Genomic DNA, 23,139 nt, shown 5'->3' on the forward strand with positions numbered 1-23,139 from the left:
CGCGAAGACGGCGGCACATCCAACATTAATGTGACTGACACACCGCATTCGCGAGCAAGCCCGCTCCCACATTTAGCCCGCGCAAGGCCATACATATGCCCACCGCCCTTTACCGCTTCTTCCTGGTCATCGCATTGCTTTTACCGATGGCTGCTTTTGCCAGCGACGCCGAGGACTTCGTCGCGGCCAATCCCGTGCAGCAAGCCAAGCTTCTGGAAGGCTGGGCTGCGCAGCCCGATCCGGCCCGTATCGAGCTGATCAACGCCCTGCAACAAGGCGAGCTGACCGTCGACGGCCAACCGAAAACCCTGCGCCTGAACAACCGCCTGCGGGGTCTGATCGACACCGCTATGGCCAGCCACCAATTGCTCGCCACTGACGCCAAAACCCGTCTGACCGCCGCGCAGCAATTGCAGAAAAGCGCCAAACCGGCACAGTTGAAATTTCTCGACCAGCAACTGGCTGGCGAAAAAGATGAAGGCGTCCACGCCGCACTGAGTTTGGCGCTGGCCAATCTACAACTGGTGGACACCGACCCGGCCGTACGCCTCGCCGCTGTGCGTCTGCTCGGTGAAACCGGTGACCCACTGGCTCGCACCCGCCTCGAAAGCCTGCTGCAACCCGGTGTCGAAGCCGACGCCGGCGTACGCACCGCTGCCGAAACCAGCCTCGCTCAGGTCAAACGCAAACTGCTGATCGGCGAGATCCTCGGTCAAGCCTTCAGTGGCATGTCGCTCGGTTCGATCCTGCTGCTCGCGGCCCTCGGTTTGGCGATCACCTTCGGACTGCTCGGCGTGATCAACATGGCTCACGGCGAGATGCTGATGCTCGGCGCCTACTCGACGTACGTGGTGCAGCTGATGTTCCAACGCTTCGCCCCGCAAGCCATCGAGTTCTACCCGCTGATCGCGTTGCCGGTGGCGTTTTTCGTCACCGCCGCCATCGGTATGGCGCTGGAGCGCACGGTGATTCGCCACCTCTATGGCCGTCCATTGGAAACCCTGCTCGCCACGTGGGGCATCAGCCTGATGCTGATTCAACTGGTGCGATTGGTGTTCGGTGCGCAGAACGTCGAAGTGGCCAACCCGGCGTGGCTATCGGGCGGGATTCAAGTGCTGCCGAATCTGGTGCTGCCGTACAACCGCATCGTCATCATTGCCTTCGCGCTGTTTGTGGTGGTGCTCACCTGGTTGCTGCTGAACAAGACACGCCTCGGTTTGAACGTGCGCGCCGTCACCCAGAACCGCAACATGGCCGCCTGCTGCGGCGTACCAACCGGGCGTGTCGACATGCTCGCCTTCGGCCTCGGCTCAGGCATTGCCGGACTCGGTGGCGTAGCCCTCAGCCAGATCGGCAACGTCGGCCCGGACCTTGGCCAGAGCTACATCATCGACTCGTTCCTGGTGGTGGTGCTCGGTGGCGTCGGTCAGCTGGCCGGTAGTGTGCTCGCCGCGTTCGGCCTCGGCATCGCCAACAAAATTCTCGAACCTCAGATCGGCGCCGTGCTCGGCAAGATCCTGATCCTCGCGCTGATCATTCTGTTCATCCAGAAACGTCCGCAAGGCCTCTTCGCACTGAAAGGACGGGTGATCGACTGATGAATCAGCCTCTGATGCTCACGGCCACACAAAAGGCCGGCCCCAAAGTCACGATCGCCGTTGGCGCGGTGATCCTCGCTCTGCTGCTGGCGTTGCCGTTGCTGTCGTTGTTGTCGCCGGACAGCACGTTTCACGTCTCGGCTTACACGCTGACGTTGGTAGGCAAGATTCTCTGCTACGCGATTGTTGCGCTGGCCCTCGATCTGGTCTGGGGTTACGCCGGTCTGTTGTCCCTTGGTCACGGCTTGTTCTTCGCCCTCGGCGGCTACGCGATGGGCATGTACCTGATGCGCCAGGCCTCGGGCGATGGCTTGCCGGCGTTCATGACCTTTCTGTCGTGGACTGAATTACCGTGGTACTGGACCGGCACCAGCAGTTTCCTCTGGTCGATGTGTCTGGTGGTGCTGGCGCCGGGGTTGCTGGCGCTGGTATTCGGCTTCTTCGCCTTCCGCTCACGGATCAAGGGCGTGTATTTCTCGATCATGACCCAAGCCCTGACCTTTGCCGGGATGCTGCTGTTCTTCCGCAACGAAACCGGGTTTGGCGGCAACAACGGCTTTACCAACTTCCGCACCATTCTTGGCTTTGGCATCACCGAACCGGGCACTCGTGCGGTGCTGTTTTTCGCCACGGTGGTGTTGCTGGTGGCGAGCCTGTTCATTGGTTGGCGCCTGGCGCAGAGCAAGTTCGGTCGCGTGTTGACCGCCCTGCGGGATGCGGAAAACCGCCTGATGTTCTGCGGTTACGACCCGCGCGGTTTCAAGCTGTTCGTCTGGGTCTTGAGCGCAGTGTTGTGCGGCTTGGCCGGTGCGCTGTACGTGCCGCAAGTCGGCATCATCAACCCGAGCGAAATGTCACCGACCAATTCCATTGAAGCCGCCGTGTGGGTGGCGCTGGGTGGTCGCGGCACGCTGATCGGCCCGCTGCTCGGCGCCGGCGTGGTCAACGGGATGAAGAGCTGGTTCACCGTGGCCTTCCCGGAATACTGGCTGTTCTTCCTCGGTGCGCTGTTCATCGTCGTGACCTTGTACCTGCCCAAAGGCGTGATCGGTTTGCTGAAAAAAAGGGGTGAGCAATGAGAGTGACTGCGACGGCTGAATTCATGCTCGAACCGGCGTTTTTTCCGCCACTGGAACCCAACCGGGACGCCGGCAGCAGCCGCGACGCCATCGGCCTCGGTCAACGCGTCGGCCCCGGCCTGAATACGCGCCACGGCACGATCCTGACGCTTGAAGACATCAGCGTCAGCTTCGATGGTTTCAAGGCGCTGAACGATCTGAACCTGTACATCGGCGTCGGCGAATTGCGCTGCATCATCGGCCCCAACGGCGCGGGCAAGACCACGCTGATGGACGTGATCACCGGCAAGACTCGCCCCAGTCACGGCAAGGCCTGGTTCGGTGAAACCCTCGACCTGACGCAGATGAGCGAAGTGCAAATCGCCCAGGCCGGCATCGGTCGCAAGTTCCAGAAGCCGACAGTGTTCGAAGCCTTGAGCGTTTTTGAAAACCTGGAGCTGGCGCAAAAAACCGACAAATCGGTGTGGGCCAGCCTGCGGGCTCGCCTGAGTGGCGAACAGAAAGATCGCATCAGCGAAGTGCTGGAGACCATTCGCCTGACCACGTCGGTCAATCGACCGGCGGGCTTGTTGTCCCACGGTCAGAAGCAGTTTCTGGAAATCGGCATGTTGCTGATGCAGGACCCGCAGCTGTTGCTGCTCGACGAGCCGGTAGCGGGCATGACCGACACCGAGACCGAGTTCACCGCCGAATTGTTCAAGAGCCTGGCGGGCAAGCATTCGCTGATGGTGGTGGAACACGACATGGGCTTCGTCGGCTCCATCGCCGACCACGTCACCGTGTTGCACCAGGGCAGCGTGTTGGCCGAAGGGTCGCTGGAGCAGGTGCAGGACAACGAGCGTGTGATCGAGGTTTATCTCGGCCGCTAAGGCCAGTTGAGGACTGCTCTATGTGGGAGCGGGCTTGCTCGCGAAAGCGGTGTGTCAGTCAACTCATATGTTGAATGTGAGTCCGCCTTCGCGAGCAAGCCCGCTCCCACAGGGGACTGAGGAGAATTTGAAATGCTGCAAGTCGACAAGCTGCATCAGTATTACGGCGGTAGTCACATCCTGCGCGGCCTGACGTTTGACGTGAAGGTCGGCGAAGTCACCTGCCTGCTCGGCCGTAACGGCGTCGGCAAGACCACCCTGCTCAAGTGCCTGATGGGTTTGTTGCCGGCCAAAGAAGGCGCGGTGAACTGGGAAGGCAAACCGATTACCACGTTCAAGCCACACCAGCGGGTTCACGCAGGGATCGCTTACGTGCCTCAGGGTCGGGAAATTTTCGGCCGGCTGACCGTGGAAGAAAACCTGTTGATGGGCCTGTCGCGATTTCCCGGTGCTGAAGCCAAGGAAGTCCCGGCGTTCATCTACGAGCTGTTTCCGGTGCTGCTGCAGATGAAGCAGCGGCGAGGCGGTGACTTGTCCGGTGGCCAGCAGCAGCAATTGGCGATCGGCCGAGCGTTGGCCAGCCGTCCACGCCTGCTGATTCTCGACGAGCCCACCGAAGGCATCCAGCCATCTGTGATCAAGGAAATCGGCGCCGTGATCAAGAAGCTCGCAGCCCGTGGCGACATGGCAATTCTGCTGGTAGAGCAGTTTTACGATTTCGCCGCCGAACTGGCCGATCAGTACCTGGTGATGTCCCGGGGCGAAATCGTGCAACAGGGTCGCGGAGAAAATATGGAGGCCGAGGGTGTACGCGGTCTGGTTACGATATAAGGCTACGATCTAATCTGTAGCGTCCCAACGATAATTAGAAGCCATGAATTTACCTGTTCCCACTGCCCTGTTTACCCCGAGCTGGCACGCCGAGCTGGAACTCGGCTACGCCCGATTCGGCGACAGTACGCGCCCGGTTCAGCGCCGCCACAAAGGCCCGCTGCGGGTGCAGAAGCACCTGTATGCCGAAGGGCCGGAGGTTTGCCAGCACATCATCGTGCACCCGCCCGGCGGGATTGCCGGGGGTGATCGGCTGGACATCTCGACCAGTGTCGGCCGCGATGCCTGGGCGCAAATCACCAGCCCCGGCGCGGCCAAGTGGTATCGCGCAGCGGGGCCCGCTTATCAGAAGCTCGACTTGAAAGTAGCTGCCGGCGCGACACTGGAATGGCTGCCGCAAGAGACGATTATCTTCAGCGACGCCCAGGCAGAGCTCAGCACTTCGATTGATCTGGAAGGCGATGCTCGGTTGTTTTACTGGGACGTTGTGGCGCTGGGCAGGCCGGCCAGCGGCGAGCGTTTCGACCTCGGCCATTTTCAGGCGCAGCTGGACATCCGCCGCGACGGTCAGTTGCTCTGGCATGAACGCCAGCGCATTGTCGGAGGCGATGGTTTGCTTGATTCGCCGATTGGCCTGGATGGGCAACCGGTGTTTGCGACGTTGTGGGTGACTGGGGAGGTTGAGAGTGAATTGCTGGAGAGGTGCCGTGCTCTGCCCAACGAGGTGCGCGGAGATCTGACGCAATTGCCGGGGCTTCTGATTGCACGGTGCCTGGCCAGTGAAGCGCTGCTGGCGCGGGGCTGGCTGATTGATTTGTGGCGATTGCTCAGGCCGGTGTTACTTGGCCGGGAAGCGGTCCCACCCAGAATATGGAGCACCTGAAATGCGATACAAATGTGGGAGCGGGCTTGCTCGCGAATGCGGTGTGTCAGTCAGCATTAATGTCGCCTGACACACCGCATTCGCGAGCAAGTCGAATCGTCGCACCGCCGCTCCCACAGGTTATGTATTCACAGATCCAATAACTTTATCTGCCCAGATGGATTCCAAACGATGGACCTGACCCCACGCGAAAAAGACAAGCTGCTGATCTTCACTGCTGGCCTCGTGGCCGAGCGGCGTTTGGCGCGCGGCGTGAAACTCAACTACCCGGAAGCCATGGCCTACATTTCCGCCGCGCTGCTCGAAGGCGCCCGTGACGGCCGCACCGTGGCCGAGCTGATGCACTTCGGCACCACCCTGCTCAGCCGCGAACAAGTGATGGAAGGCATCCCGGAAATGATCCCGGAGATCCAGGTCGAAGCGACCTTTCCCGACGGCACCAAACTGGTCACCGTTCACCAACCGATCGCCTGAGGCCGCGCCATGACTTACAACATCCGCGATGCAGCGCATGCCGACTTGCCGGCGATCCGCGACATCTACAACGACGCCGTGCTCAACACCACGGCCATCTGGAACGAACAGGCCGTGGATTTGGGTAACCGCCAGGCCTGGTTCAGCGCCCGGCAATCCCAGGGCTACCCGATTTTGGTGATCGTCGAAGGCGACAACACGGTGCTGGGCTACGCTTCATTCGGTGACTGGCGGCCGTTCGACGGGTTCCGCCACACCGTCGAGCACTCGGTTTACGTGCGCAGCGACCAGCGTGGCAATGGTCTCGGCCCGCAATTGATGACCGCGTTGATCGAGCGCGCCAAAGGCTGTGGAAAACACGTGATGGTCGCCGCCATCGAAAGCGGTAACGCCTCTTCTATTCGCCTGCATGAACGAGCCGGTTTCGTGACGACCGGCCAGATGCCTCAGGTGGGCACCAAGTTCGGTCGCTGGCTGGACCTGACCTTTATGCAACTGACCCTCAATCCTGGCGCGGAACCGCCGACCGCCAACAAGGAGTAATTTGCCATGAACGCCGCCCAACTGCGCCGCGTCAATGTTGAAAGCTTTGCGCACTATCGTCAGGGTTTGATTGATCTGCTGCTCGACGCCGTCGGCTATGGTGCCAGCGTCGGGTTCATGGCCAATCTGGACGCCGCCCAGGCCCGAGCCTATTTCGATGAGGTTCAGGACAACCTGAACAAGGGCAATGTGCTGCTGTGGGTGGTGGTCAAGGACGAGCAAGTGCAGGCCAGTGTGCAACTGACCCTGTGCCAGAAAGCCAACGGCCTGAACCGCGCCGAAGTGCAAAAACTGCTGGTGCGTGAACATGCGCGTCGCCGGGGTCTGGGCCAACAGTTGATGAGCGCACTGGAAACGGCCGCCCTCCAGCACAAACGCGGCATGCTCTTCCTCGACACTGAGGCCGGCTCACCGGCTGAAGATTTCTACAAGGCGCTGGGTTACACCCGCGCGGGTGAAATCCCCGACTATGCCTGCGACCCGAGCGGCCGCTACAAGCCGACCGCCCTCTACTACAAGATTCTCCAAGGAGCCCATTGATGATTCCTGGTGAATACCAGATCCAGCCCGGTGACATCGAACTCAACGTTGGCCGCCGCACCCTCAGCCTGAAAGTGGCCAACAGCGGTGACCGGCCGATTCAGGTCGGCTCGCATTACCACTTTTTCGAAACCAACGATGCGCTGACATTCGACCGCGCCGCCAGCCGCGGCATGCGCCTGAACATCCCTGCCGGCACCGCCGTGCGCTTCGAACCGGGACAGAGCCGCGAGGTCGAGCTGGTAGACCTGGCCGGGCATCGCCGAGTGTTCGGGTTTGCCGGCAGGATCATGGGTGACCTCGACTGAAAGATGCGGCGCTCCCAAAAGATCGCAGCCTCGCTCCGCTCGACAGCTCCTACAGGAAAACGCGGTCCCCTGTAGGAGTTGTCGAGCGGAGCGAGGCTGCGATAGCGAGCTATGCGAGCGGTCTTAAATCCAATTGAATCTCAAGGCAAGCGCATGAAAATCTCAGGACAAGCCTACGCCGACATGTTCGGCCCCACCGTCGGTGACAAGGTCCGTCTGGCCGACACCGAGCTGTGGATCGAAGTGGAAAAGGACTTCACCACCTACGGCGAAGAAGTGAAATTCGGCGGCGGTAAAGTCATCCGCGACGGCCAGGGTCAAAGCCAATTACTCGCCGCAGATGTCGTCGATACGCTGATCACCAACGCGTTGATCATCGACCACTGGGGCATCGTCAAGGCCGACGTCGGCCTCAAGGACGGCCGCATCGCCGCCATCGGCAAGGCCGGCAACCCGGACATCCAGCCGAACGTGACCATCGCGGTCGGCGCCAGCACCGAAGTCATCGCCGGTGAAGGCATGATCCTCACCGCGGGCGGCATCGACACGCACATCCATTTCATCTGCCCGCAGCAGATCGAAGAAGCATTGATGAGCGGCGTCACCACCATGATCGGCGGCGGCACAGGCCCGGCCACGGGCACCAATGCAACCACCTGCACGTCCGGACCGTGGCACCTGGCGCGGATGCTTCAGGCGGCTGATGCGTTCCCGATGAACATCGGCCTCACCGGCAAGGGCAATGCTAGCCTGCCAGAGCCGCTGATCGAGCAGGTCAAGGCCGGCGCCATCGGCCTCAAGTTGCACGAAGACTGGGGCACTACGCCAGCGAGCATCGACAACTGCCTGAACGTCGCCGACCAGTACGATGTACAAGTGGCGATCCACACCGACACCCTTAACGAATCCGGATTCGTCGAAACCACCCTCGCCGCCTTCAAGGGCCGCACCATCCACACCTATCACACCGAAGGCGCCGGTGGCGGCCATGCCCCGGACATCATCAAGGCCTGCGGCTTTGCCAACGTGCTGCCGAGTTCCACCAACCCGACCCGGCCGTTCACCCGCAACACCATCGACGAACACCTCGACATGCTGATGGTCTGCCATCACCTGGACCCAAGCATTGCCGAAGACGTAGCCTTCGCCGAAAGCCGCATCCGCCGCGAAACCATCGCCGCCGAAGACATCCTCCACGACCTCGGTGCGTTCTCGATGATCAGCTCCGACAGCCAGGCGATGGGCCGCGTTGGCGAAGTGATCACCCGTACCTGGCAGACCGCCGACAAGATGAAAAAACAGCGTGGCCCATTGCCCGGTGATGGCGAAGGCAACGACAACTTCCGCGCCAAACGCTACATCGCCAAGTACACGATCAACCCGGCGATCACCCATGGCATCAGCCATGAAGTGGGTTCCATCGAGGTGGGAAAATGGGCGGATCTGGTGCTGTGGCGCCCGGCGTTTTTTGGCGTGAAACCGACGCTGATCCTCAAGGGTGGCGCGATTGCGGCCAGCCTGATGGGGGACGCCAACGCCTCGATCCCGACGCCGCAACCGGTGCATTACCGCCCGATGTTCGCCAGTTACGGTGGGTCGCTGCACGCCACCAGCCTGACCTTCATCAGTCAGGCCGCGCAGGACGCCGGATTGCCCGAAGCCCTGGGTTTGAAGAAGAAAATCGCAGTGGTCAAAGGTTGCCGCGAGGTGCAGAAAACCGATCTGATCCACAACGACTATCTGCCGAACATCGACGTCGATCCACAGACCTATCAAGTCAAGGCCGATGGCGTGCTGTTGTGGTGTGAGCCGGCAGAAACCCTGCCGATGGCCCAACGGTATTTCCTGTTCTGAATCCGCAAGGCCCGACTTCAAGCGGCACCAGCCCTGAGGTCGGATTTGCCCCGGTTCGAGCGCCATCCGGAGTATTCGCTAACGTCAGATATGGGGCTAAGATGCCTCACCCGCCCTTTGCGCTTAAGGTAAACGCCCATGCGCCTCAGTGATTTCATCGCCCAGCACGTAGACCGTATCGTCGATGAATGGGAACAGTTCGCCAGTACCATCACCCCGGCAGCCGAAAACATGGACCGAGTAGCCTTGCGCGACCACGCCAGGGCGATTCTGCTCGCCGCCGCCCGGGACATGACCAAGCCCCAGACCGCCAGCGAACAGCTCGCCAAAGCCAAGGGTGAAGGCCCGGAAAAAACCCCAAGCCTGGACGAAGCCGGTGCCAGCCATGGTGAATTGCGCCACACCGTGGGTTTCGATCTGGTGCAGATGACCAGCGAATTCCGCCACCTGCGTGCTTGTGTGATTCGCCTGTGGGTCGACAGCCTGGAGTCGCCGGACCTGGCCTACTTCCAGGACATGATCCGTTTCAACGAAGCGATCGATGAAGCCCTCGCCGAATCGACGGCGGCCTATGCCGAGCAGGTCAATCGCTCACGGGATATTTTCCTGGCAATCCTCGGCCACGACCTGCGCGCGCCGCTGCAAGCGATCAGCATGTCCACAGAGTTGCTGCTGCGCAAAGCGCCGCTAGAAGGCGATGCGCTGACCTGCGCGATCAATATCAAGCGCGGCGCGCGGCACATGGCGGTGATGGTCAGCGATTTGCTGGAGCTTGTGCGCAGTCGCCTGGGCAAGAGCCTGCCAGTCGAACCGGCGCCCATGGACTTGGCCGATGCGACGCACACGGCGATTGCCGAAGCCTGCGCCGGTAACCCGGAGTGCGATCCGACGGTGAACGTGCAGGGAGATACCCGAGGCGTCTGGGATGCCGGACGGCTTGGTCAACTCCTGCAAAACCTGATCGGTAATGCGTTACAGCATGGTTTGAACAAGCGCGATGTGACGGTCACCCTCAGCGGCGAACCTGACGCGGTTCGCCTGACGGTGCATAACTATGGTGTTCCAATTCCTGAGGATGCTATCGGCACGATCTTCGATCCACTGGTGCGCAGCGCCGACGAAGAGCTCGGCCAGCCATCCACCAGCCTCGGTTTGGGCCTGTTTATCGTCAAGGAAGTGGTCAACGCCCATTCCGGGACGATCGAGGTCAGCTCGAACGAGACCGATGGCACGCTGTTTACCGTGGTGTTGCCCAGAAAGGTGTGATGCCGGGAGACCGCGTTATCGTTCTTCGCGAGCAAGCCCGCTCCCACAGGTGATTTTCTGTGAACACAAGATTTGTGCACGCCAGCGATCTACTGTGGGAGCGGGCTTGCTCGCGAAAGCGGACTGGCAGGCGCCACAAAAACATCAGAACGATTACTCAACCACCAACCGCCCCAACCGCTGCTTGAGCATACGGTTCTCGGCCCGCAGTTGCTGGACCTCTTCAAGCAGGTCGAGCGCCAGGGCGACGCCTTCCCATTCCAGCTCCAGATCGTGCCGCAGCTTCGCGGCACGTTTGGCCAGCGCCAACTCATAATCGTTGAAACGCCAATCCTTGGGCTGGTTGCCCTGAGGTTCGAGGATGCCGTGTTCGACGATTTCGATCACGTAGACGTCCGACAGGTCGGTCGCCTCACAGAATTCTGCCATGTCCAGTTGAACGATCAGGGGGTTGCTCATGATGGGCTACTCCGTCTCTTGGATCAGAAGTGTTCTCTGGGGTTGAAAGCCGCTTTTTTCGCCAGTTCCTGCCACAACGCCTTGACCTCGTCGTCCGAGGCGTTAGGCATGACGGCCTTGAGTTGTACAAACAGATAACCGCGATGGCCGGCCTTGTTCATCAAGCCGTGGCCCTTGGCGCGCATGCGCTGGCCATTCTGACTGCCGGCCGGAACCTTGAGGTTGATCTTGCCCGTCAGGGTCGGCACGGCAACTTCGGCGCCCAACGCCAATTCCCACGGAGCCAACGGCAAGGTAATGATCAGGTTCTCGCCTTCGACGTCGAACTTGGGGTGCGGCGCAAAGCGAATGATCAAGAACAAGTCGCCATTGGCCCCGCCACCAGTGCCCGGTGCACCCTGGCCCTTGAGGCGGATGCGCTCGCCGTCGGTCACGCCGGCCGGGATCTTCACGTTCAGGCTTTTGCTGGTGTTGCTGACATGCTGGCCGGCAGCATTGTACTGCGGCACCTGGAAGGTGACCTTCTTCGATTCGTTCGAGAGGGTTTCTTCCAGAAAAATCCCAAGTTCCATTTCCACGTCTTGCCCTCGACGTCCGGCGCTACGGCCCGACTGTCCACCACCAAAACCAGGGCCACGGTTGCCGAAAATCGAACTGAAGAAGTCCGAAAAATCGCCTGTGTCCTGACCACCGCCGAAACCGCCTGCGCCACGACCCTGCCAACCCGGCGGGCCCTGGAACGGTTGGCCGTGCTGGCCGTATTTGCGCAAGTCGTCGTATTCGGCGCGCTTGTCGGCGCTTTTCAGCGCTTCATAGGCTTCCGAGGCGTCTTTGAATTTGGACTCGGCGTCCTTTTCCTTGCTGACGTCCGGGTGATACTTGCGCGCCAGCTTGCGATAGGCGGCCTTGATCGTCTTATCGTCCGCGGTCGGTTCCACACCGAGAATCTTGTAATAGTCTTTGAAGTCCATCTAAGGATCACCATCCGTTATCGATATCGCGCCACCACCGGCAGCATGCGCTTATTGGCAGCCGCCAGGTTGACCGATCTCAAGGTTGTGACCGGGCAGCGCATCAGAAGTTTATATCGGCAGCGGTGGGCGGTTCTTGCGACCGTCCGATGGCTGCCAGGCCCAATGCAGACAAGTTTGGGGCATCGGGGCATCTTATCAAGGCGCTAATCGCTGAGATTTAGCGGATAGTCGGCCTTCGAATCTGCGCCGCACTGACATACACTGCGCGGCCGTTTTTTAACCGGAACTCGAAAGACATGAAAAACGCATCTCCAGCCCGTGCCTGTGGTATCGACTTCGGCACGTCCAACTCCACCGTCGGCTGGCTGCGCCCCGGCATGGAAACGCTGATCGCGCTGGAGGACGACAAGATCACCCTGCCTTCGGTGGTCTTCTTCAACATGGAAGAACGCCGCCCGGTGTACGGCCGCCTCGCGCTGCACGAGTACCTGGAAGGCTATGAAGGCCGGTTGATGCGCTCGCTCAAGAGCCTGCTGGGCTCCAAGCTGATCAAGCACGACACCAGCGTCCTCGGCACGGCGATGCCGTTCAAGGACCTGCTCGGACTGTTTATCGGCCAGCTGAAGAAGCGCGCCGAAACCGCCGCCGGTCGCGAGTTCGATGAAGTGGTGCTCGGTCGTCCGGTGTTCTTCGTCGATGACGATGAAATGGCCGACCAGGAAGCCGAAAACACCCTGGTGGACGTGGCCCGCGCCATCGGTTTCAAAGACGTTTCGTTCCAGTACGAACCGATTGCGGCGGCTTTCGACTATGAGTCGACCATCGAAAAAGAAGAGCTGGTACTGATCGTCGACATCGGCGGTGGTACGTCAGACTTCTCGCTGGTGCGTCTGTCCCCTGAACGCCGTACCCACGACAACCGTCACGATGACATCCTCGCCACCGGCGGCGTGCACATCGGCGGGACCGATTTCGACAAGCAGTTGAGCCTGCAAGGCCTGATGCCGCTGTTCGGCTACGGTAGCCGGATGAAGAGCGGCGCTTACATGCCGACCAGCCACCACATGAACCTGGCGACCTGGCACACCATCAACTCGGTGTATTCGCAGAAGTCGACCCTGGCGCTGGGCAGCATGCGCTACGACATCGAAGACACCGGCGGCATCGATCGCCTGTTCAAGCTGATCGACCAGCGTGCCGGCCACTGGCTGGCCATGGAAGTGGAAGAAACCAAGATCCAGCTGACCCACGCCGACAGCCGCCATGTGCCGCTGGACCGCATCGAACCGGGTTTGAGCGTGGAGTTGAGCCGGGCACTGTTCGAATCGGCCATCGACAACCTGCTCGAGCGCGTGCGCAACAGCGTGACCCAGCTACTGAACGACGCCAACGTGCGGGTCGATCAGGTGGATACGGTGTTTTTCACGGGCGGTTCGAGTGGGATTCCGGCACTGCGTAACAGCGTTTCGGCGATGTTGCCGAACGCGCGGCATGTGGAAGGGAACATCTTCGGCAGCATCGGCAGTGGCTTGGCGATTGAAGCGATGAAGCGCTACGGCACGATGGATTGATCTGAAACCGAGTCGCCCCCTTCGCGAGCAAGTCGAAGGGGCCAGACTAGGCAATACACATCTACCTGATCAAACCATCCCCACCTGCTTCAACTCACTCTTCAGATACGCGTAATAAATCGGCCCCGCCACCACCCCCGGCAGGCCGAACGCGGCCTCGAACACCAGCATCGCCAGCAGCAACTCCCACGACTTGGCACTGATCTGCCCGCCAACGATGCGCGCGTTGAGAAAGTATTCGAGCTTGTGGATAAAAATCAGGTACCCCAGCGCCGCCACGGCCACCCAGATCGACAGCGACAGACCGACGATGGTGATCAGGGTGTTCGACATCAGGTTGCCGATCACCGGCAGCAGGCCGAGCAGGAACGTCAGTACGATCAGGGTTTTGGTCAGCGGCAACTTGATCCCGAACATCGGCAGGACCACCGCCAGGAAAATCCCGGTGAAGAAGGTGTTGAGCAGGGAAATCTTGATCTGGGCGAACACGATGTTGCGAAACGCCTGGACCAGCAGATGCAAGCGGTCGAACAGCGCGGCGGCCAAGGGCTTGCGCTTGGTCACGTCCGGCACGCGCTGCAAGGCAATGATCGCCCCCAGCACCATGCCGATCAGCAGCGTCACAAACATGTGCGCCGCGTCCTTGCCCACCAGCTGCAAGTCGCTGAGGTGCTTGCTCACCCACTCGCCAATCGCCACGCGGAACTCGGCAGCGCTGGCGGGCAGATAGGCGTCGATGAACGGCGGCAGTTGCCCGCGCGCCCGATCAACCACACCCATGAATTTGTCGAGAGAAGCGCCGGGGTTTTCCGCCTCATGCAGCAGAAAGCTGAAGGCACCGGCAAAGATCAGCGTCAACACACTGACCACTAGCGTTCCCAACAACGCCACCGCCAGCCAGCGCGCACGCCGACCTTCGATCAGGCGCTGCAATTGCGGGGTGAGCATGTTGACCAGTTCAAACACCAGCAGCCCGGCCAGCAGACTGGGCAGCAACCGCAGCGGTATCACCAGCAACAAACCGCCGAAAATGATGACCCAACTGATGAATAGCAAGACGTGACGTTGAGAAAACGTTGGCATACAGCCTCAAAACGAACGGCGTAAAAGGATTGGCAGTCTGCCAGCGTTCCGATGCCAGCACTAGGGATTGTGTAGGTCGACCTTGGTCGCAATGGTGGCGGATTTTTGCAATGTCCTTGCCGGCCTCTTCGCGAGCAAGTCGAATCGTCGCACCGCCGCTCCCACATTCGACCGAGTTCTTCCAGATGGAATGCGGCTAAATGTGGGAGCGGCGGTGCGACGATTCGACTTGCTCGCGAAGGGGACCTCACAGCCCCCACAAATCTCCCGCCCCACCCATGACCCTGTTGTTTATTTCTTCTTCAGGCAATCACTCATGAAGGTTTTGCGCGCATCGCCCTTGAGCGCCTTAGTGGCGGCATCGGCGTTGCAGGTTTTCATTTTTTCTTGCTGAGGCGTCAGGGGTTTGGCGGCATCGGCGGCGGGTGCAGCTTTGAGGCAATTGCTCATGAAAGCTTTGCGTTCGTCTCCCTTGAGGGTTTTCGCGGTAGCGTCAGCATTGCAGGTGGTCATCTTGTTCTGTTGCTCAGTGGCGGCGAAGCCCTGGGCGCAAAGCAGCAAACCGATCATCAACAAAGGGACACGCAACATCTTCATGGAGTTTTCTCCTTGTTGCCGCGCCGACGAGCACGGCCTCGCTCTGAAGTGTAGACAACACCTGTTACACCTTCCTGGCCTCAAGGTGACTGCGTCGATACTGTTCCGGCGTGCACTCCGCCTGACGTTGAAACATCGCGATAAACGCTGAGCCGGTGCTGTAGCCCATATCGAAGGCGATCTCCTGAATGCTGCGTTGGCTGTCCAGCGCTTCGATCGCCGCCAGAAACCGCCACCGCTGCCGCCACTCGCCAAAACTCATGCCCAACTCACGCAAGAACCGCCGCGCCAGCGTGCGTTCGCTGACATGGATCTGCGCGGCCCATTCCGCCAAGGGCCGGTTATCACCGGGCTCGGCCTGCAAGGCTTCGAGTATCCCGAGCAAGCCGGGGCTGCTGGCGTAGGGCAAATAACACTCGTGGATGGGCGCCTGTTGCAGCTGATCTACCAACACCTGAGCCAGACGTTTGTCAGCGTCGTGCTCGGGAATCTTCACATCGCGTGCGGCAAAGTCTTTGAGGATCGCTTTGAGGATGTCGCTGATGGCCAGGGTGCAGGCCTGTTGCGGCAGATCCTGGCACATCGGCGGAGCCAGGCAGACCGCGCGATAGTTGATCGGCTGATGGCTGTTGAAGCTGTGCTCGGTCTGCGGCGGCACCCACACCGCATATTGCGGCGGTGACATGAAGCGGCTGCCACCGATGTCCATGTGCAATACGCCATGGGCCGAATACTCCAGCGTGCCCCATGGATGACGGTGCGCCGAGGCATAACGATGCGCATCAAAGTCGGCATAACGGAAGTACACCGGGGCAGGCAGTTCGCTGAAATCCAGCAGATCGATGTGTTTACTGGTCATGCTGTCCGTCATCAGGGGCAGGTTGTCTGGATCGAAGTATAGGCTTGTATCCAGACAGGCGATAATCACCCCTCATTAACGTTCTGGTTTTTATCGATGCAATACGCTTATCCGCTGCTGGCCATTTTCATTTGGGCCGGTAACACCGTGATCACCAAGATGTCGGCCGGGGCGATCTTCCCCGCCGAGATCGGCTTTTACCGCTGGCTGCTTGCCGGACTGCTGTTCACACCCTTCATGCTCAAACCGGTGATCGCCCATTGGCCAGCGATCCGCCCGAACCTGGGCAAGATCGTTGTGCTCGGCGTGCTCGGCATGGCTGTTTACCAAAGCCTGGCGTACTTCGCCGCGAGCCTGACCTCGGCCACCAACATGGGCATCATCCTGTCGCTGATGCCACTGATGTCGCTGGCCATGGCGATCATTAGCCTGGGCCAGCGCCTGACCATCGGGGCCCTGGCCGGTGCGGTGCTGTCGCTCGCGGGGGTTTTGGTGGTCGTCTCATCCGGCAGCCTTGGTGCGCTGCTCGAACACGGGGTGAACCTGGGTGACGCGATGATGCTGATCGCCACCCTGGCCTACGCGATCTACAGCACGCTGCTGAAAAAGTGGCAGCTGCGTTTGCCGCCGCTGGTGTTGCTGTACTTGCAGGTATGGGTGGCGGTGGTGGTGCTGTTTCCGCTGTTCCTCGCCTCACCGAAGATCGGCCCGACGCTGCAGAACATTCCGCTGGTGCTTTACGCCTGCCTGCTGGCCTCGATGGTTGCGCCATTGGCGTGGATGCAGGCAGTGATCCGCCTGGGGCCGAGCCGGACCACGCTGTTTTTCAATCTGCTGCCGTTGATTACTGCGCTGATTGCGGCGGTGGTGCTGCATGAGCAGTTGGCGATGTATCACTTGGTGGGTGGGATGTTGACGTTGGGTGGGGTGATTCTTTCCGAGCGCTGGACCACGGTGTTGGGCCGTAAGATAAGCGTCGCCTGATAGAAAAAGATCGCAGCCTTCGGCAGCTCCTACGGGAGAACGCATTCCAACGTAGGAGCTGGCGAAGCCTGCGATCTTTTGATCTTATAGACCCGCGGCCTTCAACCGCGCAGCATGCTCGACAAACAACCGGACCGGCTCCGCGCCCTTGCCCACCAAACCCAACGACTGATTGACGATGTCGAAGTGATCCATTGGATACTCATCGCCGATCACCGTCCCCAGATGCGAGCTGTAACGCCCGACCATTCCGTCGCAATGCCCGACTTCTCGAACGAAGGTCCTGGCAAACAACCGACAACTGCGGTTGGTCCCATCAAACAGGTTTCGCCCGCGATCGGTCTTGCCCGGCTGCAAGGTCCCGGACCAGGAGTAATACCGCACGCCGTTGACCTCTTCCGGCCCATGCCCGCCCCAGGTATCAGGCAAGCCCTGTGGATAACGCTGGTTGAACAGCGCCACGCCTTCATTCGTCAGTGAATGATGGGAGGCATGGATATCCACCGGCAATTTCGGCCCGCGATAACCGGTTTCCAGCAGGCTCATCAGCGCACTGATCCAGCGCAGTAAAACGCTGAGCAAGCGCCCCTTGGCGCTGTCTCCCGGATAGTGTTTGTGCAGGTAATCCGCCAATTCTGAACCGTGATTGGGTCCTGCGACCGAGGTAACCGAGGCGACCCGGTCCGGGCGTTTGGCGGCGGCATAACGGGCGGTCAGCGCCCCTTGGCTATGGCCGATCAGGTTGACTTTCTCGGCCCCGGTTTCGCACAGAATTTCCTCGATCCGCGCCAGCAGTTGCTCGCCGCGCACTTCGCAGGAGTTGATCGGCGAGACCTGCACCGCTATCACCGTCGCCCCACCCCGGCGCAACGCCGAGATAATCCCGTACCAATACGGATAGATCAGCAGACGGATAAACCCGAGCATTCCCGGGACCAGCACCAACGGGTAACGCGTGGCGGAACCTTGCGACATGGGCGAACGTCCTTGTGATCGGTGAGGTGACGCAAGGCTGAATGCAAGCCATCAGCCAAGCATCGGCATCGAAGATGACAACTCGACGACAAGTCTATGACATCCCGCCCTACTTCAGTCCCACCACCCCTGCCACGATCAACCCGACCGACACCAGTTTGACCGCCGTCAGGCTTTCACCGAGCAGCGCAAACCCGAGAAACACCGTGCCCAGTGAGCCGATGGCGGTCCAGATCGGGTAAGCGATGCTCACCGGCAACTCGCGCATAGCCAGGGTCAGGAAGTAGATCCCGCCCACCGCGGCCACCACGGTGATCATCGACGGCCAGAGCCGGGTGAAGCCTTCGGCGTACTTCATGCCCATGGCAAAGGTGACTTCGAAGCCGGCGGCGATCAGCAAAAACAGCCAGGCCATCTAGAACTCCCTGGCCAGCGCCCGCAAACGCTGCTCGGCCTCGGCGGCGGAGATCTGGAAGGTGCGCGCCTCGGATTCTTCGCCTTCGGCGGCCACGACCGTGATGTCGGTGATGCCGATGAACCCCAGCGCCGTTCGCAACAACGGATCGGCATGGTTCATCGCCTCAAGTGCTCCACCGGGCCCGAAACCGAACCCGCCGCGACTGGTGACGATCAACGCCTTTTTGCCCTGCACCAGCGGTTCGTATTGAGCGACGCCGTTGTCCAGGGTGTGATTGAAGGTCAACCCGAGTCGCACAATCTGATCGATCCAGGCCTTGAGGCCGCTGGGCACGCTGAAGTTGTGCATCGGCGTGGAAATCACCAATAAATCGTGGCCAAGTAACTCGCCCACCAGTTCATCGCTGAACGCCAGGTCGGCCTGCATCGACAGCGGTCGCGCATCGGGCTCGGGGTAAAACGCTGCGGCCACAAAAGCCTCGTTGACCGGCGGAATCAACGCCCGACCGACTTCGCGACGGGTCAGGTGCGACTGCGGATTGGCCGCTTGCCAGGCTGAAAGAAACACCTCAGCCAAACGCCGGGAGTGAGAACGGTCGCCACGGGGGCTGGCATGTACGGCAAGAATTTTGCTCATCTGAATCTCCTGAAGGACTAAACTCAAACTGCTTGTGGCTTGCAGCTTGAAGCGCGTAGCCGCCCCTCTTCAAATGAGCAAAAATCAGTCTGGATGAATTGGTTTCATCCATGGAGCTTTCAATGTTTGCCTCGCTGCCGCTGACCGCCCTGCGCGCCTTTGAATCCGCCTCGCGCCTGCTGAGCTTCAAGGCTGCCGCCGAAGAACTTTCGGTGACGCCGACCGCGGTTTCTCATCAGATTCGTTCGCTGGAGACCTGGCTCGGTGTGCCGTTATTCGAGCGACTGCCACGGCAAGTTCGCCTGACGGACTGCGGTGAACGGCTGTTCCACAGCTTGCACGGTGCTTTTCTGGAGGTGGCGCAAAGTGTCGATACCTTGCGCCCGCAACGCAGCGGCGCGAGCCTGACGATCTCCACCACCGCCGCTTTCGCTGCGTTGTGGCTGGTGCCCCGGCTGGGCCGGTTCTACGCCCGGCACCCGAACATCAGCCTGCGGCTCGATACCCACTGTGAAGTCATCGATTTGCATCAGGACGCCAGCGTCGATCTGGTGCTGCGCTATAGCCTCGGTGATTACCCGAACCTTTATGGCCTGTGTCTGTTCGACGAATCCTTCGGTGTCTATGGCTCGCCGGAGCAAGTCGCCCTGGCCGCCAGCCGAGCGCCGACGCTGATCAGCGTGCGCTGGCACAACTCCAAACTGTACGCCCACGGCTGGGAGGCCTGGTGCGCACAATCCGGCGAGAACTGGCTTGCGGGGAAGCCAGCGGTTCGTGAATACGACGAAGAACATTACGCCCTGCAAGCGGCGATTGCCGGGCAAGGCCTGGTGCTGGCCAGCAACATTCTGGTGTCCGAGAGCGTGGCCAGTGGTTTGCTGGTGGCTTACAAGGGTGAGGTTCAGGTCGATGGTGCCGGTTACGCTGCACTGTGCGTGCCGGGGCGCGAACGGCATCCGCCGGTGCGGGCGTTTTTTGCGTGGTTAAAGGAGGAAGCAGCGTTATCAGGGCTATTGCCGAGATCGCAGCCTTCGGTAGCTCCTATGAGGGGATGACATGGCCGACACTCTGAAAGACCTGTAGCGCCTGCCAGACCGCCATCGTCGGATCGCCGCCCGGAGCAAGCTCGCTCCCACAGGTACAGTGATCTCCTGTGGGAGCGAGCTTGCTCCGGGCGGCGATCCGACGATGGCGTCCTTATAGGCACCTGATTACTTGGTGGGTTTAACGGTCACGGGGGCCTTGCCGGCCTTCATCTGCTCCAATAACGGCGCGCACTGATTCGGTTCGCCACCGCTCGGCGCCACCAACGCCAGCAACCCCGCCGCCGGTGCGGCAATCACACCCAACGCCACCATCCCCGCCCCGCGCAGTATCAACGGCACAGCCTTCACACCGGCATCAGGCTTGACGAACTTGCCCCGCACGTACAACGGCGAACGCAGCGAAATCAAGCGCCAGCCCTTGGATTCCGGGGTGATGGTCAGGTCCAGTTGCTCAGTCGCCATGTTGGCGGTGCCATCAATGTAGATAATCGCGTTTTCGGTATCGAAGACGAACAGACGCGTGGTCGCCAGTCCGGTCTTGATGTCGAAGTCGGCGGCAGCGCAGTTGATCTTCACTTCCTTGTCGCCAAAGATCTTGCCCACCACATAGTTGCCGACGTTCAGCCCGGCCAGCTCCATCAACTCGCGGCTGATAGCGCCATCGTTAATCAGCATCTTCAGATTGCCATTGGCGGTGCCCAGCAGTTTGGCCACCGAGTTGCCACGACCGGTGATGTCGGCATCGCCATTGAGCTCGCCGAAACTGGTTTTCATCGGCTCAAAGGTCGGGAACAACTGCTTGAGTTTGAACTTGCGTGCGGTGAGTTTTGCCCGGCCTTCCAGCGGTTCGGTTCGGCCATTGAGGCGAATCTGAGCATCCAGGTTGCCACCGGCCACGCCGAAGCGCAGGGGCTCAAGGCTCAGCACACCGTCAGTGAGTATCAGGTGGGTGTAGAGATCGTTGAACGGCAGTTTTTCGCTATGGACGATGCGCTTACCGGTGAACTCGACGTCAGCGTCCATATCGCGCCAGCGCTCGGTTTTAAACTCTTCGACCGGCAATACCTTGTCCGCCGGCTGCTTGCTTTCGCCGCCACGGGCCTTTTGTTTGGCGTTGGAATCGGCACCGATCAGCGGAGCCAGGTCGGCAAATAGCAGTTGATTGGAAACCAGCGATCCGCTCAGCTTCGGGCGCGGCTGGCTGGCGACATAGGCCAGGCTGCCATGGATGTCGCTCTGACCGATCTTGCCGTTGAATTCTTCGTAACGGAACACTGCACCGTCCGCTTCATGCAGTTTGGCGATCAAGTGGCCGTCAGTCTCGTACGGCGGTGTGTCCGGCAGGGTCACGCCGGTCAGCGGGTAGAGATTGCCCAGGCTGGTGCCGGCCAGTTTCAGGCGCAAGTCCAGGGCGCCGAGGTTCAGTGGATCGGTGAGGGTGCCGGCCAGTTCGACACTGGTGTCGGCGATTTTCACTTGTGCTTGAAGCGGGAACGGTCTGGCGGCGTCCTGCAACGCCAGCAGGCCGCCGATTTTGCCTTCGCCCGCGAGTTTCTGGCCGTGGTATTGGCCTTTGACCTTCAGCGCGAATGCGTAATCCTGCGGCGCGGCACCCTTTTCCGACGCTGTTTTCGCGGCTTTGTCACCGACGATGTCGCTGAATGGAATCGGTTTGCCCAGCGGGTCGATGATCAAGTCGAGCTGAGTTTTCAGGCTCTGGTCGTCGAGGGTGACGTGGCCTTTGTCGAAGCCGATCGCACCGATGTCCACCACCCAGCTTGAAGGCTCGGCGTTCGGGTCTTTGGGGTCGAACTTGAAGGTCCAGTTTGCACGGCCGTCGGCCAGGCGCTGGAGGTCGGCATTCGGTTCGGTCAGGTCAATACGCGGGATCACCACGCGCTGCGCCAGCAAGGCCAGCGGCGAGATGCGCAACTCGACGCGTTTGAGGGTGACCATCTGCGGCTTCTTCGACCAGTCCGGGCTGCCCAGGCTCAAGTCCTGCGCCACGACATGCGGCCACGGCACCCACGCGCGCCAGCCGCTCTCGTCGGGTTCACGTTGCCAGACCACTGCGAGGTTGCCGTTGATGGCGAACGGGCGGTGCAGCTCTTCGGAAACTTTGGCGTTAAGCGGTGGCTTGATCCGGTTCCAATCGAAGAACGCGATGATCAGAACCAGGACGACCAGCAGGACAACAAGGCTGGCGAGGGTCCAGGTAAAAACTTTACGAGTGCGCGTCATTGCACAGGGCTCCTGATACGACTGAGCGCCCTGACTGCGACGCACGTTTGAAACGTTAGGCCAGAACCGGCCTGCCATGGAGTCTACGACTGGGAAATGGCGCGCAGGTTTAACCGAAATGCCGCTTAACGCTCAAATAATCGGTCGGGGACAGGATGCCCCCTCAATCCAGCGTTACCGGACCCGCACTTTTGCAAGGCGCAAGTGAGTCGAAAATACCCATCTCAGCGCAAAAACGTCTGCCGGAAACGCCCGATTTAGAGCTGTTCCACGGAACAATCAATTCCGTTGATTATTACCATTGAGTTTATGAACTTTTATATCGACTTATCGAGAGTAGCATTGCCCTCGTACCCACTTTATCGCCCTCCTACGGAGCACCCAATCATGAAACGCCAATTACTGTTTAGCCTTACCCTCTCGATGCTGGCCAGCACGGCTTTCGCCCTGCCAGCTGCTGACCAGGCGACCCCACAAGTCAAATCCACCCACTCGGTATTCAGCCAAACCGTCGCCGAAGGTGGCAATGATCGCCTGAAAGAAAAAGGCCTGATCACCCAGGATGGTTCGGACCGTACTCCACAAGGCCAAACCCTGGCTGCTGATGGTTCCGACCGCACTCCACAGGGTCAAACCCTGGCTGCTGATGGTTCCGACCGCACTCCACAGGGTCAAACCTTGGCTGCTGATGGTTCCGACCGCACTCCACAAGGTCAAACGTTGGCTGCTGATGGTTCCGATCGCACTCCACAGGGTCAAACCTTGGCTGCTGATGGTTCCGACCGCACTCCACAAGGTCAAACCCTCGCTGCTGACGGTTCCGATCGCACCCCACAAGGTCAAACCCTGGCTGCTGACGGTTCCGACCGCACTCCACAAGGTCAAACCCTCGCTGAAGGTGGTGGTGACCGTGTCATCGAACGCAACAGCGCTTTGAGCTGAGCCCATGGCGGCCCTGAAAAAAAGCCCAATCCCCGGATTGGGCTTTTGACGTTATAGATGCCTCACTTCCCCGCTTGATTCCCTGATAGTCATTCGACGCCGGCAAAGC

Annotated in this window: 24 protein-coding genes; 15 read left to right on the forward strand and 9 right to left on the reverse strand. The window is 60.4% G+C overall.

Annotated elements, in window-relative coordinates:
* Positions 1-95: 95 nt before the first annotated feature.
* The 11 genes from urtB to CUN63_RS09350 all read left to right on the forward strand — a co-directional run bounded on the left by urtB (position 96) and on the right by CUN63_RS09350 (position 10,245).
* Complete coding sequence (gene urtB, locus CUN63_RS09295; protein ID WP_129438884.1) at positions 96-1,598, forward strand: urea ABC transporter permease subunit UrtB; 1,503 nt, start codon at positions 96-98, stop codon at positions 1,596-1,598.
* Positions 1,598-2,677, forward strand: coding sequence for an urea ABC transporter permease subunit UrtC (urtC, locus tag CUN63_RS09300; protein ID WP_129438886.1), 1,080 nt, complete (start codon positions 1,598-1,600; stop codon positions 2,675-2,677). Before urtB ends, urtC begins: the two co-directional genes overlap by 1 nt.
* Positions 2,674-3,546, forward strand: a complete 873-nt coding sequence (gene urtD, locus CUN63_RS09305; RefSeq protein WP_129438888.1) for an urea ABC transporter ATP-binding protein UrtD — start codon at positions 2,674-2,676, stop codon at positions 3,544-3,546. The genes urtC and urtD overlap by 4 nt, the downstream gene beginning before the upstream one ends.
* Positions 3,547-3,678: 132 nt before the next feature.
* Entirely contained in the window at positions 3,679-4,377 is a 699-nt protein-coding gene (urtE, locus tag CUN63_RS09315; RefSeq protein ID WP_129438890.1) for an urea ABC transporter ATP-binding subunit UrtE, read from the forward strand.
* Between the two features lie 43 nt (positions 4,378-4,420).
* Entirely contained in the window at positions 4,421-5,260 is an 840-nt protein-coding gene (locus CUN63_RS09320; RefSeq protein ID WP_129438892.1) for an urease accessory protein UreD, read from the forward strand.
* A 171-nt stretch (positions 5,261-5,431) separates the two neighbouring features.
* A complete protein-coding gene (ureA, locus tag CUN63_RS09325; RefSeq protein WP_033055605.1) occupies positions 5,432-5,734 on the forward strand; it encodes an urease subunit gamma in 303 nt (100 codons plus the stop codon).
* Positions 5,735-5,743: 9 nt separating this feature from the next.
* On the forward strand, positions 5,744-6,277 hold the full coding sequence (locus CUN63_RS09330) for a GNAT family N-acetyltransferase (protein ID WP_129438894.1): 534 nt from the start codon (positions 5,744-5,746) through the stop codon (positions 6,275-6,277).
* A 6-nt stretch (positions 6,278-6,283) separates the two neighbouring features.
* The gene (locus tag CUN63_RS09335) at positions 6,284-6,817 is read left to right on the forward strand and encodes a GNAT family N-acetyltransferase (RefSeq protein WP_129438896.1); all 534 of its coding nucleotides are present in this window, start codon (positions 6,284-6,286) and stop codon (positions 6,815-6,817) included.
* Positions 6,817-7,125 carry an urease subunit beta gene (locus CUN63_RS09340; RefSeq protein ID WP_008011171.1) on the forward strand — a complete coding sequence of 103 codons (309 nt, stop codon included), beginning with the start codon at positions 6,817-6,819 and terminating at the stop codon, positions 7,123-7,125. Before CUN63_RS09335 ends, CUN63_RS09340 begins: the two co-directional genes overlap by 1 nt.
* Positions 7,126-7,278: 153 nt before the next feature.
* On the forward strand, positions 7,279-8,979 hold the full coding sequence (ureC, locus tag CUN63_RS09345) for an urease subunit alpha (RefSeq protein ID WP_129438898.1): 1,701 nt from the start codon (positions 7,279-7,281) through the stop codon (positions 8,977-8,979).
* 138 nt (positions 8,980-9,117) lie between these two features.
* Positions 9,118-10,245 (forward strand): sensor histidine kinase KdpD, encoded by a 1,128-nt coding sequence (locus CUN63_RS09350; protein ID WP_129438900.1) that lies wholly within the window; start codon positions 9,118-9,120, stop codon positions 10,243-10,245.
* A gap of 153 nt (positions 10,246-10,398) precedes the next feature.
* On the opposite strand, the gene CUN63_RS09355 is transcribed toward CUN63_RS09350, so the two are convergent.
* On the reverse strand, positions 10,399-10,704 hold the full coding sequence (locus CUN63_RS09355; protein WP_129438902.1) for a chaperone modulator CbpM: 306 nt from the start codon (positions 10,702-10,704) through the stop codon (positions 10,399-10,401).
* A gap of 23 nt (positions 10,705-10,727) precedes the next feature.
* A complete protein-coding gene (locus CUN63_RS09360; protein WP_129438904.1) occupies positions 10,728-11,675 on the reverse strand; it encodes a DnaJ C-terminal domain-containing protein in 948 nt (315 codons plus the stop codon).
* A 299-nt stretch (positions 11,676-11,974) separates the two neighbouring features.
* Here CUN63_RS09360 and CUN63_RS09365 point away from each other — a divergent pair, with 299 nt between their 5' ends.
* Positions 11,975-13,249: an Hsp70 family protein gene (locus CUN63_RS09365; protein WP_033055595.1), complete on the forward strand. Its 1,275-nt coding sequence runs from the start codon at positions 11,975-11,977 to the stop codon at positions 13,247-13,249.
* A 69-nt stretch (positions 13,250-13,318) separates the two neighbouring features.
* Here the strand turns inward: CUN63_RS09365 and CUN63_RS09370 are convergent, their stop codons facing one another.
* From CUN63_RS09370 to CUN63_RS09380, 3 genes are all read right to left on the reverse strand, one after another.
* Complete coding sequence (locus CUN63_RS09370; RefSeq protein WP_129438906.1) at positions 13,319-14,332, reverse strand: AI-2E family transporter; 1,014 nt, start codon at positions 14,330-14,332, stop codon at positions 13,319-13,321.
* A 291-nt stretch (positions 14,333-14,623) separates the two neighbouring features.
* Positions 14,624-14,929 (reverse strand): PsiF family protein, encoded by a 306-nt coding sequence (locus CUN63_RS09375; protein WP_033055593.1) that lies wholly within the window; start codon positions 14,927-14,929, stop codon positions 14,624-14,626.
* Between the two features lie 64 nt (positions 14,930-14,993).
* Positions 14,994-15,788 carry a helix-turn-helix transcriptional regulator gene (locus tag CUN63_RS09380; RefSeq protein ID WP_178082660.1) on the reverse strand — a complete coding sequence of 265 codons (795 nt, stop codon included), beginning with the start codon at positions 15,786-15,788 and terminating at the stop codon, positions 14,994-14,996.
* Positions 15,789-15,884: 96 nt separating this feature from the next.
* Here CUN63_RS09380 and CUN63_RS09385 point away from each other — a divergent pair, with 96 nt between their 5' ends.
* On the forward strand, positions 15,885-16,772 hold the full coding sequence (locus CUN63_RS09385) for a DMT family transporter (protein ID WP_129438910.1): 888 nt from the start codon (positions 15,885-15,887) through the stop codon (positions 16,770-16,772).
* An 84-nt stretch (positions 16,773-16,856) separates the two neighbouring features.
* Here the strand turns inward: CUN63_RS09385 and CUN63_RS09390 are convergent, their stop codons facing one another.
* From CUN63_RS09390 to CUN63_RS09400, 3 genes are all read right to left on the reverse strand, one after another.
* Complete coding sequence (locus tag CUN63_RS09390) at positions 16,857-17,747, reverse strand: triacylglycerol lipase (RefSeq protein WP_129438912.1); 891 nt, start codon at positions 17,745-17,747, stop codon at positions 16,857-16,859.
* A gap of 109 nt (positions 17,748-17,856) precedes the next feature.
* Positions 17,857-18,162, reverse strand: coding sequence for a multidrug efflux SMR transporter (locus tag CUN63_RS09395; protein ID WP_008157366.1), 306 nt, complete (start codon positions 18,160-18,162; stop codon positions 17,857-17,859).
* Entirely contained in the window at positions 18,163-18,801 is a 639-nt protein-coding gene (locus CUN63_RS09400; protein WP_129438914.1) for an FMN-dependent NADH-azoreductase, read from the reverse strand. It lies immediately after the preceding gene.
* Positions 18,802-18,911: 110 nt separating this feature from the next.
* On the opposite strand from CUN63_RS09400, the gene CUN63_RS09405 reads away from it, so the two are divergent.
* Positions 18,912-19,856 (forward strand): LysR substrate-binding domain-containing protein, encoded by a 945-nt coding sequence (locus CUN63_RS09405; RefSeq protein ID WP_165353244.1) that lies wholly within the window; start codon positions 18,912-18,914, stop codon positions 19,854-19,856.
* A 156-nt stretch (positions 19,857-20,012) separates the two neighbouring features.
* Here CUN63_RS09405 and CUN63_RS09410 read toward each other — a convergent pair whose 3' ends face one another.
* Positions 20,013-22,088 carry an AsmA family protein gene (locus tag CUN63_RS09410; RefSeq protein ID WP_129438918.1) on the reverse strand — a complete coding sequence of 692 codons (2,076 nt, stop codon included), beginning with the start codon at positions 22,086-22,088 and terminating at the stop codon, positions 20,013-20,015.
* A gap of 387 nt (positions 22,089-22,475) precedes the next feature.
* On the opposite strand from CUN63_RS09410, the gene CUN63_RS09415 reads away from it, so the two are divergent.
* A complete protein-coding gene (locus tag CUN63_RS09415) occupies positions 22,476-23,030 on the forward strand; it encodes a hypothetical protein (RefSeq protein WP_080932502.1) in 555 nt (184 codons plus the stop codon).
* Positions 23,031-23,139 lie beyond the last annotated feature (109 nt).

The organism is Pseudomonas sp. ACM7 (assembly GCF_004136015.1).
Classification (GTDB): Bacteria; Pseudomonadota; Gammaproteobacteria; order Pseudomonadales; family Pseudomonadaceae; genus Aquipseudomonas; species Aquipseudomonas frigoris.

Coding starts and splice junctions, on each gene's coding strand:
- urtB (WP_129438884.1), top strand. CDS start 96: ATGCCCACCGCCCTTTACCGCTTCTTCCTGGTCATCGCATTGCTTTTA.
- urtC (WP_129438886.1), top strand. CDS start 1,598: ATGAATCAGCCTCTGATGCTCACGGCCACACAAAAGGCCGGCCCCAAA.
- urtD (WP_129438888.1), top strand. CDS start 2,674: ATGAGAGTGACTGCGACGGCTGAATTCATGCTCGAACCGGCGTTTTTT.
- urtE (WP_129438890.1), top strand. CDS start 3,679: ATGCTGCAAGTCGACAAGCTGCATCAGTATTACGGCGGTAGTCACATC.
- CUN63_RS09320 (WP_129438892.1), top strand. CDS start 4,421: ATGAATTTACCTGTTCCCACTGCCCTGTTTACCCCGAGCTGGCACGCC.
- ureA (WP_033055605.1), top strand. CDS start 5,432: ATGGACCTGACCCCACGCGAAAAAGACAAGCTGCTGATCTTCACTGCT.
- CUN63_RS09330 (WP_129438894.1), top strand. CDS start 5,744: ATGACTTACAACATCCGCGATGCAGCGCATGCCGACTTGCCGGCGATC.
- CUN63_RS09335 (WP_129438896.1), top strand. CDS start 6,284: ATGAACGCCGCCCAACTGCGCCGCGTCAATGTTGAAAGCTTTGCGCAC.
- CUN63_RS09340 (WP_008011171.1), top strand. CDS start 6,817: ATGATTCCTGGTGAATACCAGATCCAGCCCGGTGACATCGAACTCAAC.
- ureC (WP_129438898.1), top strand. CDS start 7,279: ATGAAAATCTCAGGACAAGCCTACGCCGACATGTTCGGCCCCACCGTC.
- CUN63_RS09350 (WP_129438900.1), top strand. CDS start 9,118: ATGCGCCTCAGTGATTTCATCGCCCAGCACGTAGACCGTATCGTCGAT.
- CUN63_RS09355 (WP_129438902.1), bottom strand. CDS start 10,704: ATGAGCAACCCCCTGATCGTTCAACTGGACATGGCAGAATTCTGTGAG.
- CUN63_RS09360 (WP_129438904.1), bottom strand. CDS start 11,675: ATGGACTTCAAAGACTATTACAAGATTCTCGGTGTGGAACCGACCGCG.
- CUN63_RS09365 (WP_033055595.1), top strand. CDS start 11,975: ATGAAAAACGCATCTCCAGCCCGTGCCTGTGGTATCGACTTCGGCACG.
- CUN63_RS09370 (WP_129438906.1), bottom strand. CDS start 14,332: ATGCCAACGTTTTCTCAACGTCACGTCTTGCTATTCATCAGTTGGGTC.
- CUN63_RS09375 (WP_033055593.1), bottom strand. CDS start 14,929: ATGAAGATGTTGCGTGTCCCTTTGTTGATGATCGGTTTGCTGCTTTGC.
- CUN63_RS09380 (WP_178082660.1), bottom strand. CDS start 15,788: ATGACCAGTAAACACATCGATCTGCTGGATTTCAGCGAACTGCCTGCC.
- CUN63_RS09385 (WP_129438910.1), top strand. CDS start 15,885: ATGCAATACGCTTATCCGCTGCTGGCCATTTTCATTTGGGCCGGTAAC.
- CUN63_RS09390 (WP_129438912.1), bottom strand. CDS start 17,747: ATGTCGCAAGGTTCCGCCACGCGTTACCCGTTGGTGCTGGTCCCGGGA.
- CUN63_RS09395 (WP_008157366.1), bottom strand. CDS start 18,162: ATGGCCTGGCTGTTTTTGCTGATCGCCGCCGGCTTCGAAGTCACCTTT.
- CUN63_RS09400 (WP_129438914.1), bottom strand. CDS start 18,801: ATGAGCAAAATTCTTGCCGTACATGCCAGCCCCCGTGGCGACCGTTCT.
- CUN63_RS09405 (WP_165353244.1), top strand. CDS start 18,912: ATGGAGCTTTCAATGTTTGCCTCGCTGCCGCTGACCGCCCTGCGCGCC.
- CUN63_RS09410 (WP_129438918.1), bottom strand. CDS start 22,088: ATGACGCGCACTCGTAAAGTTTTTACCTGGACCCTCGCCAGCCTTGTT.
- CUN63_RS09415 (WP_080932502.1), top strand. CDS start 22,476: ATGAAACGCCAATTACTGTTTAGCCTTACCCTCTCGATGCTGGCCAGC.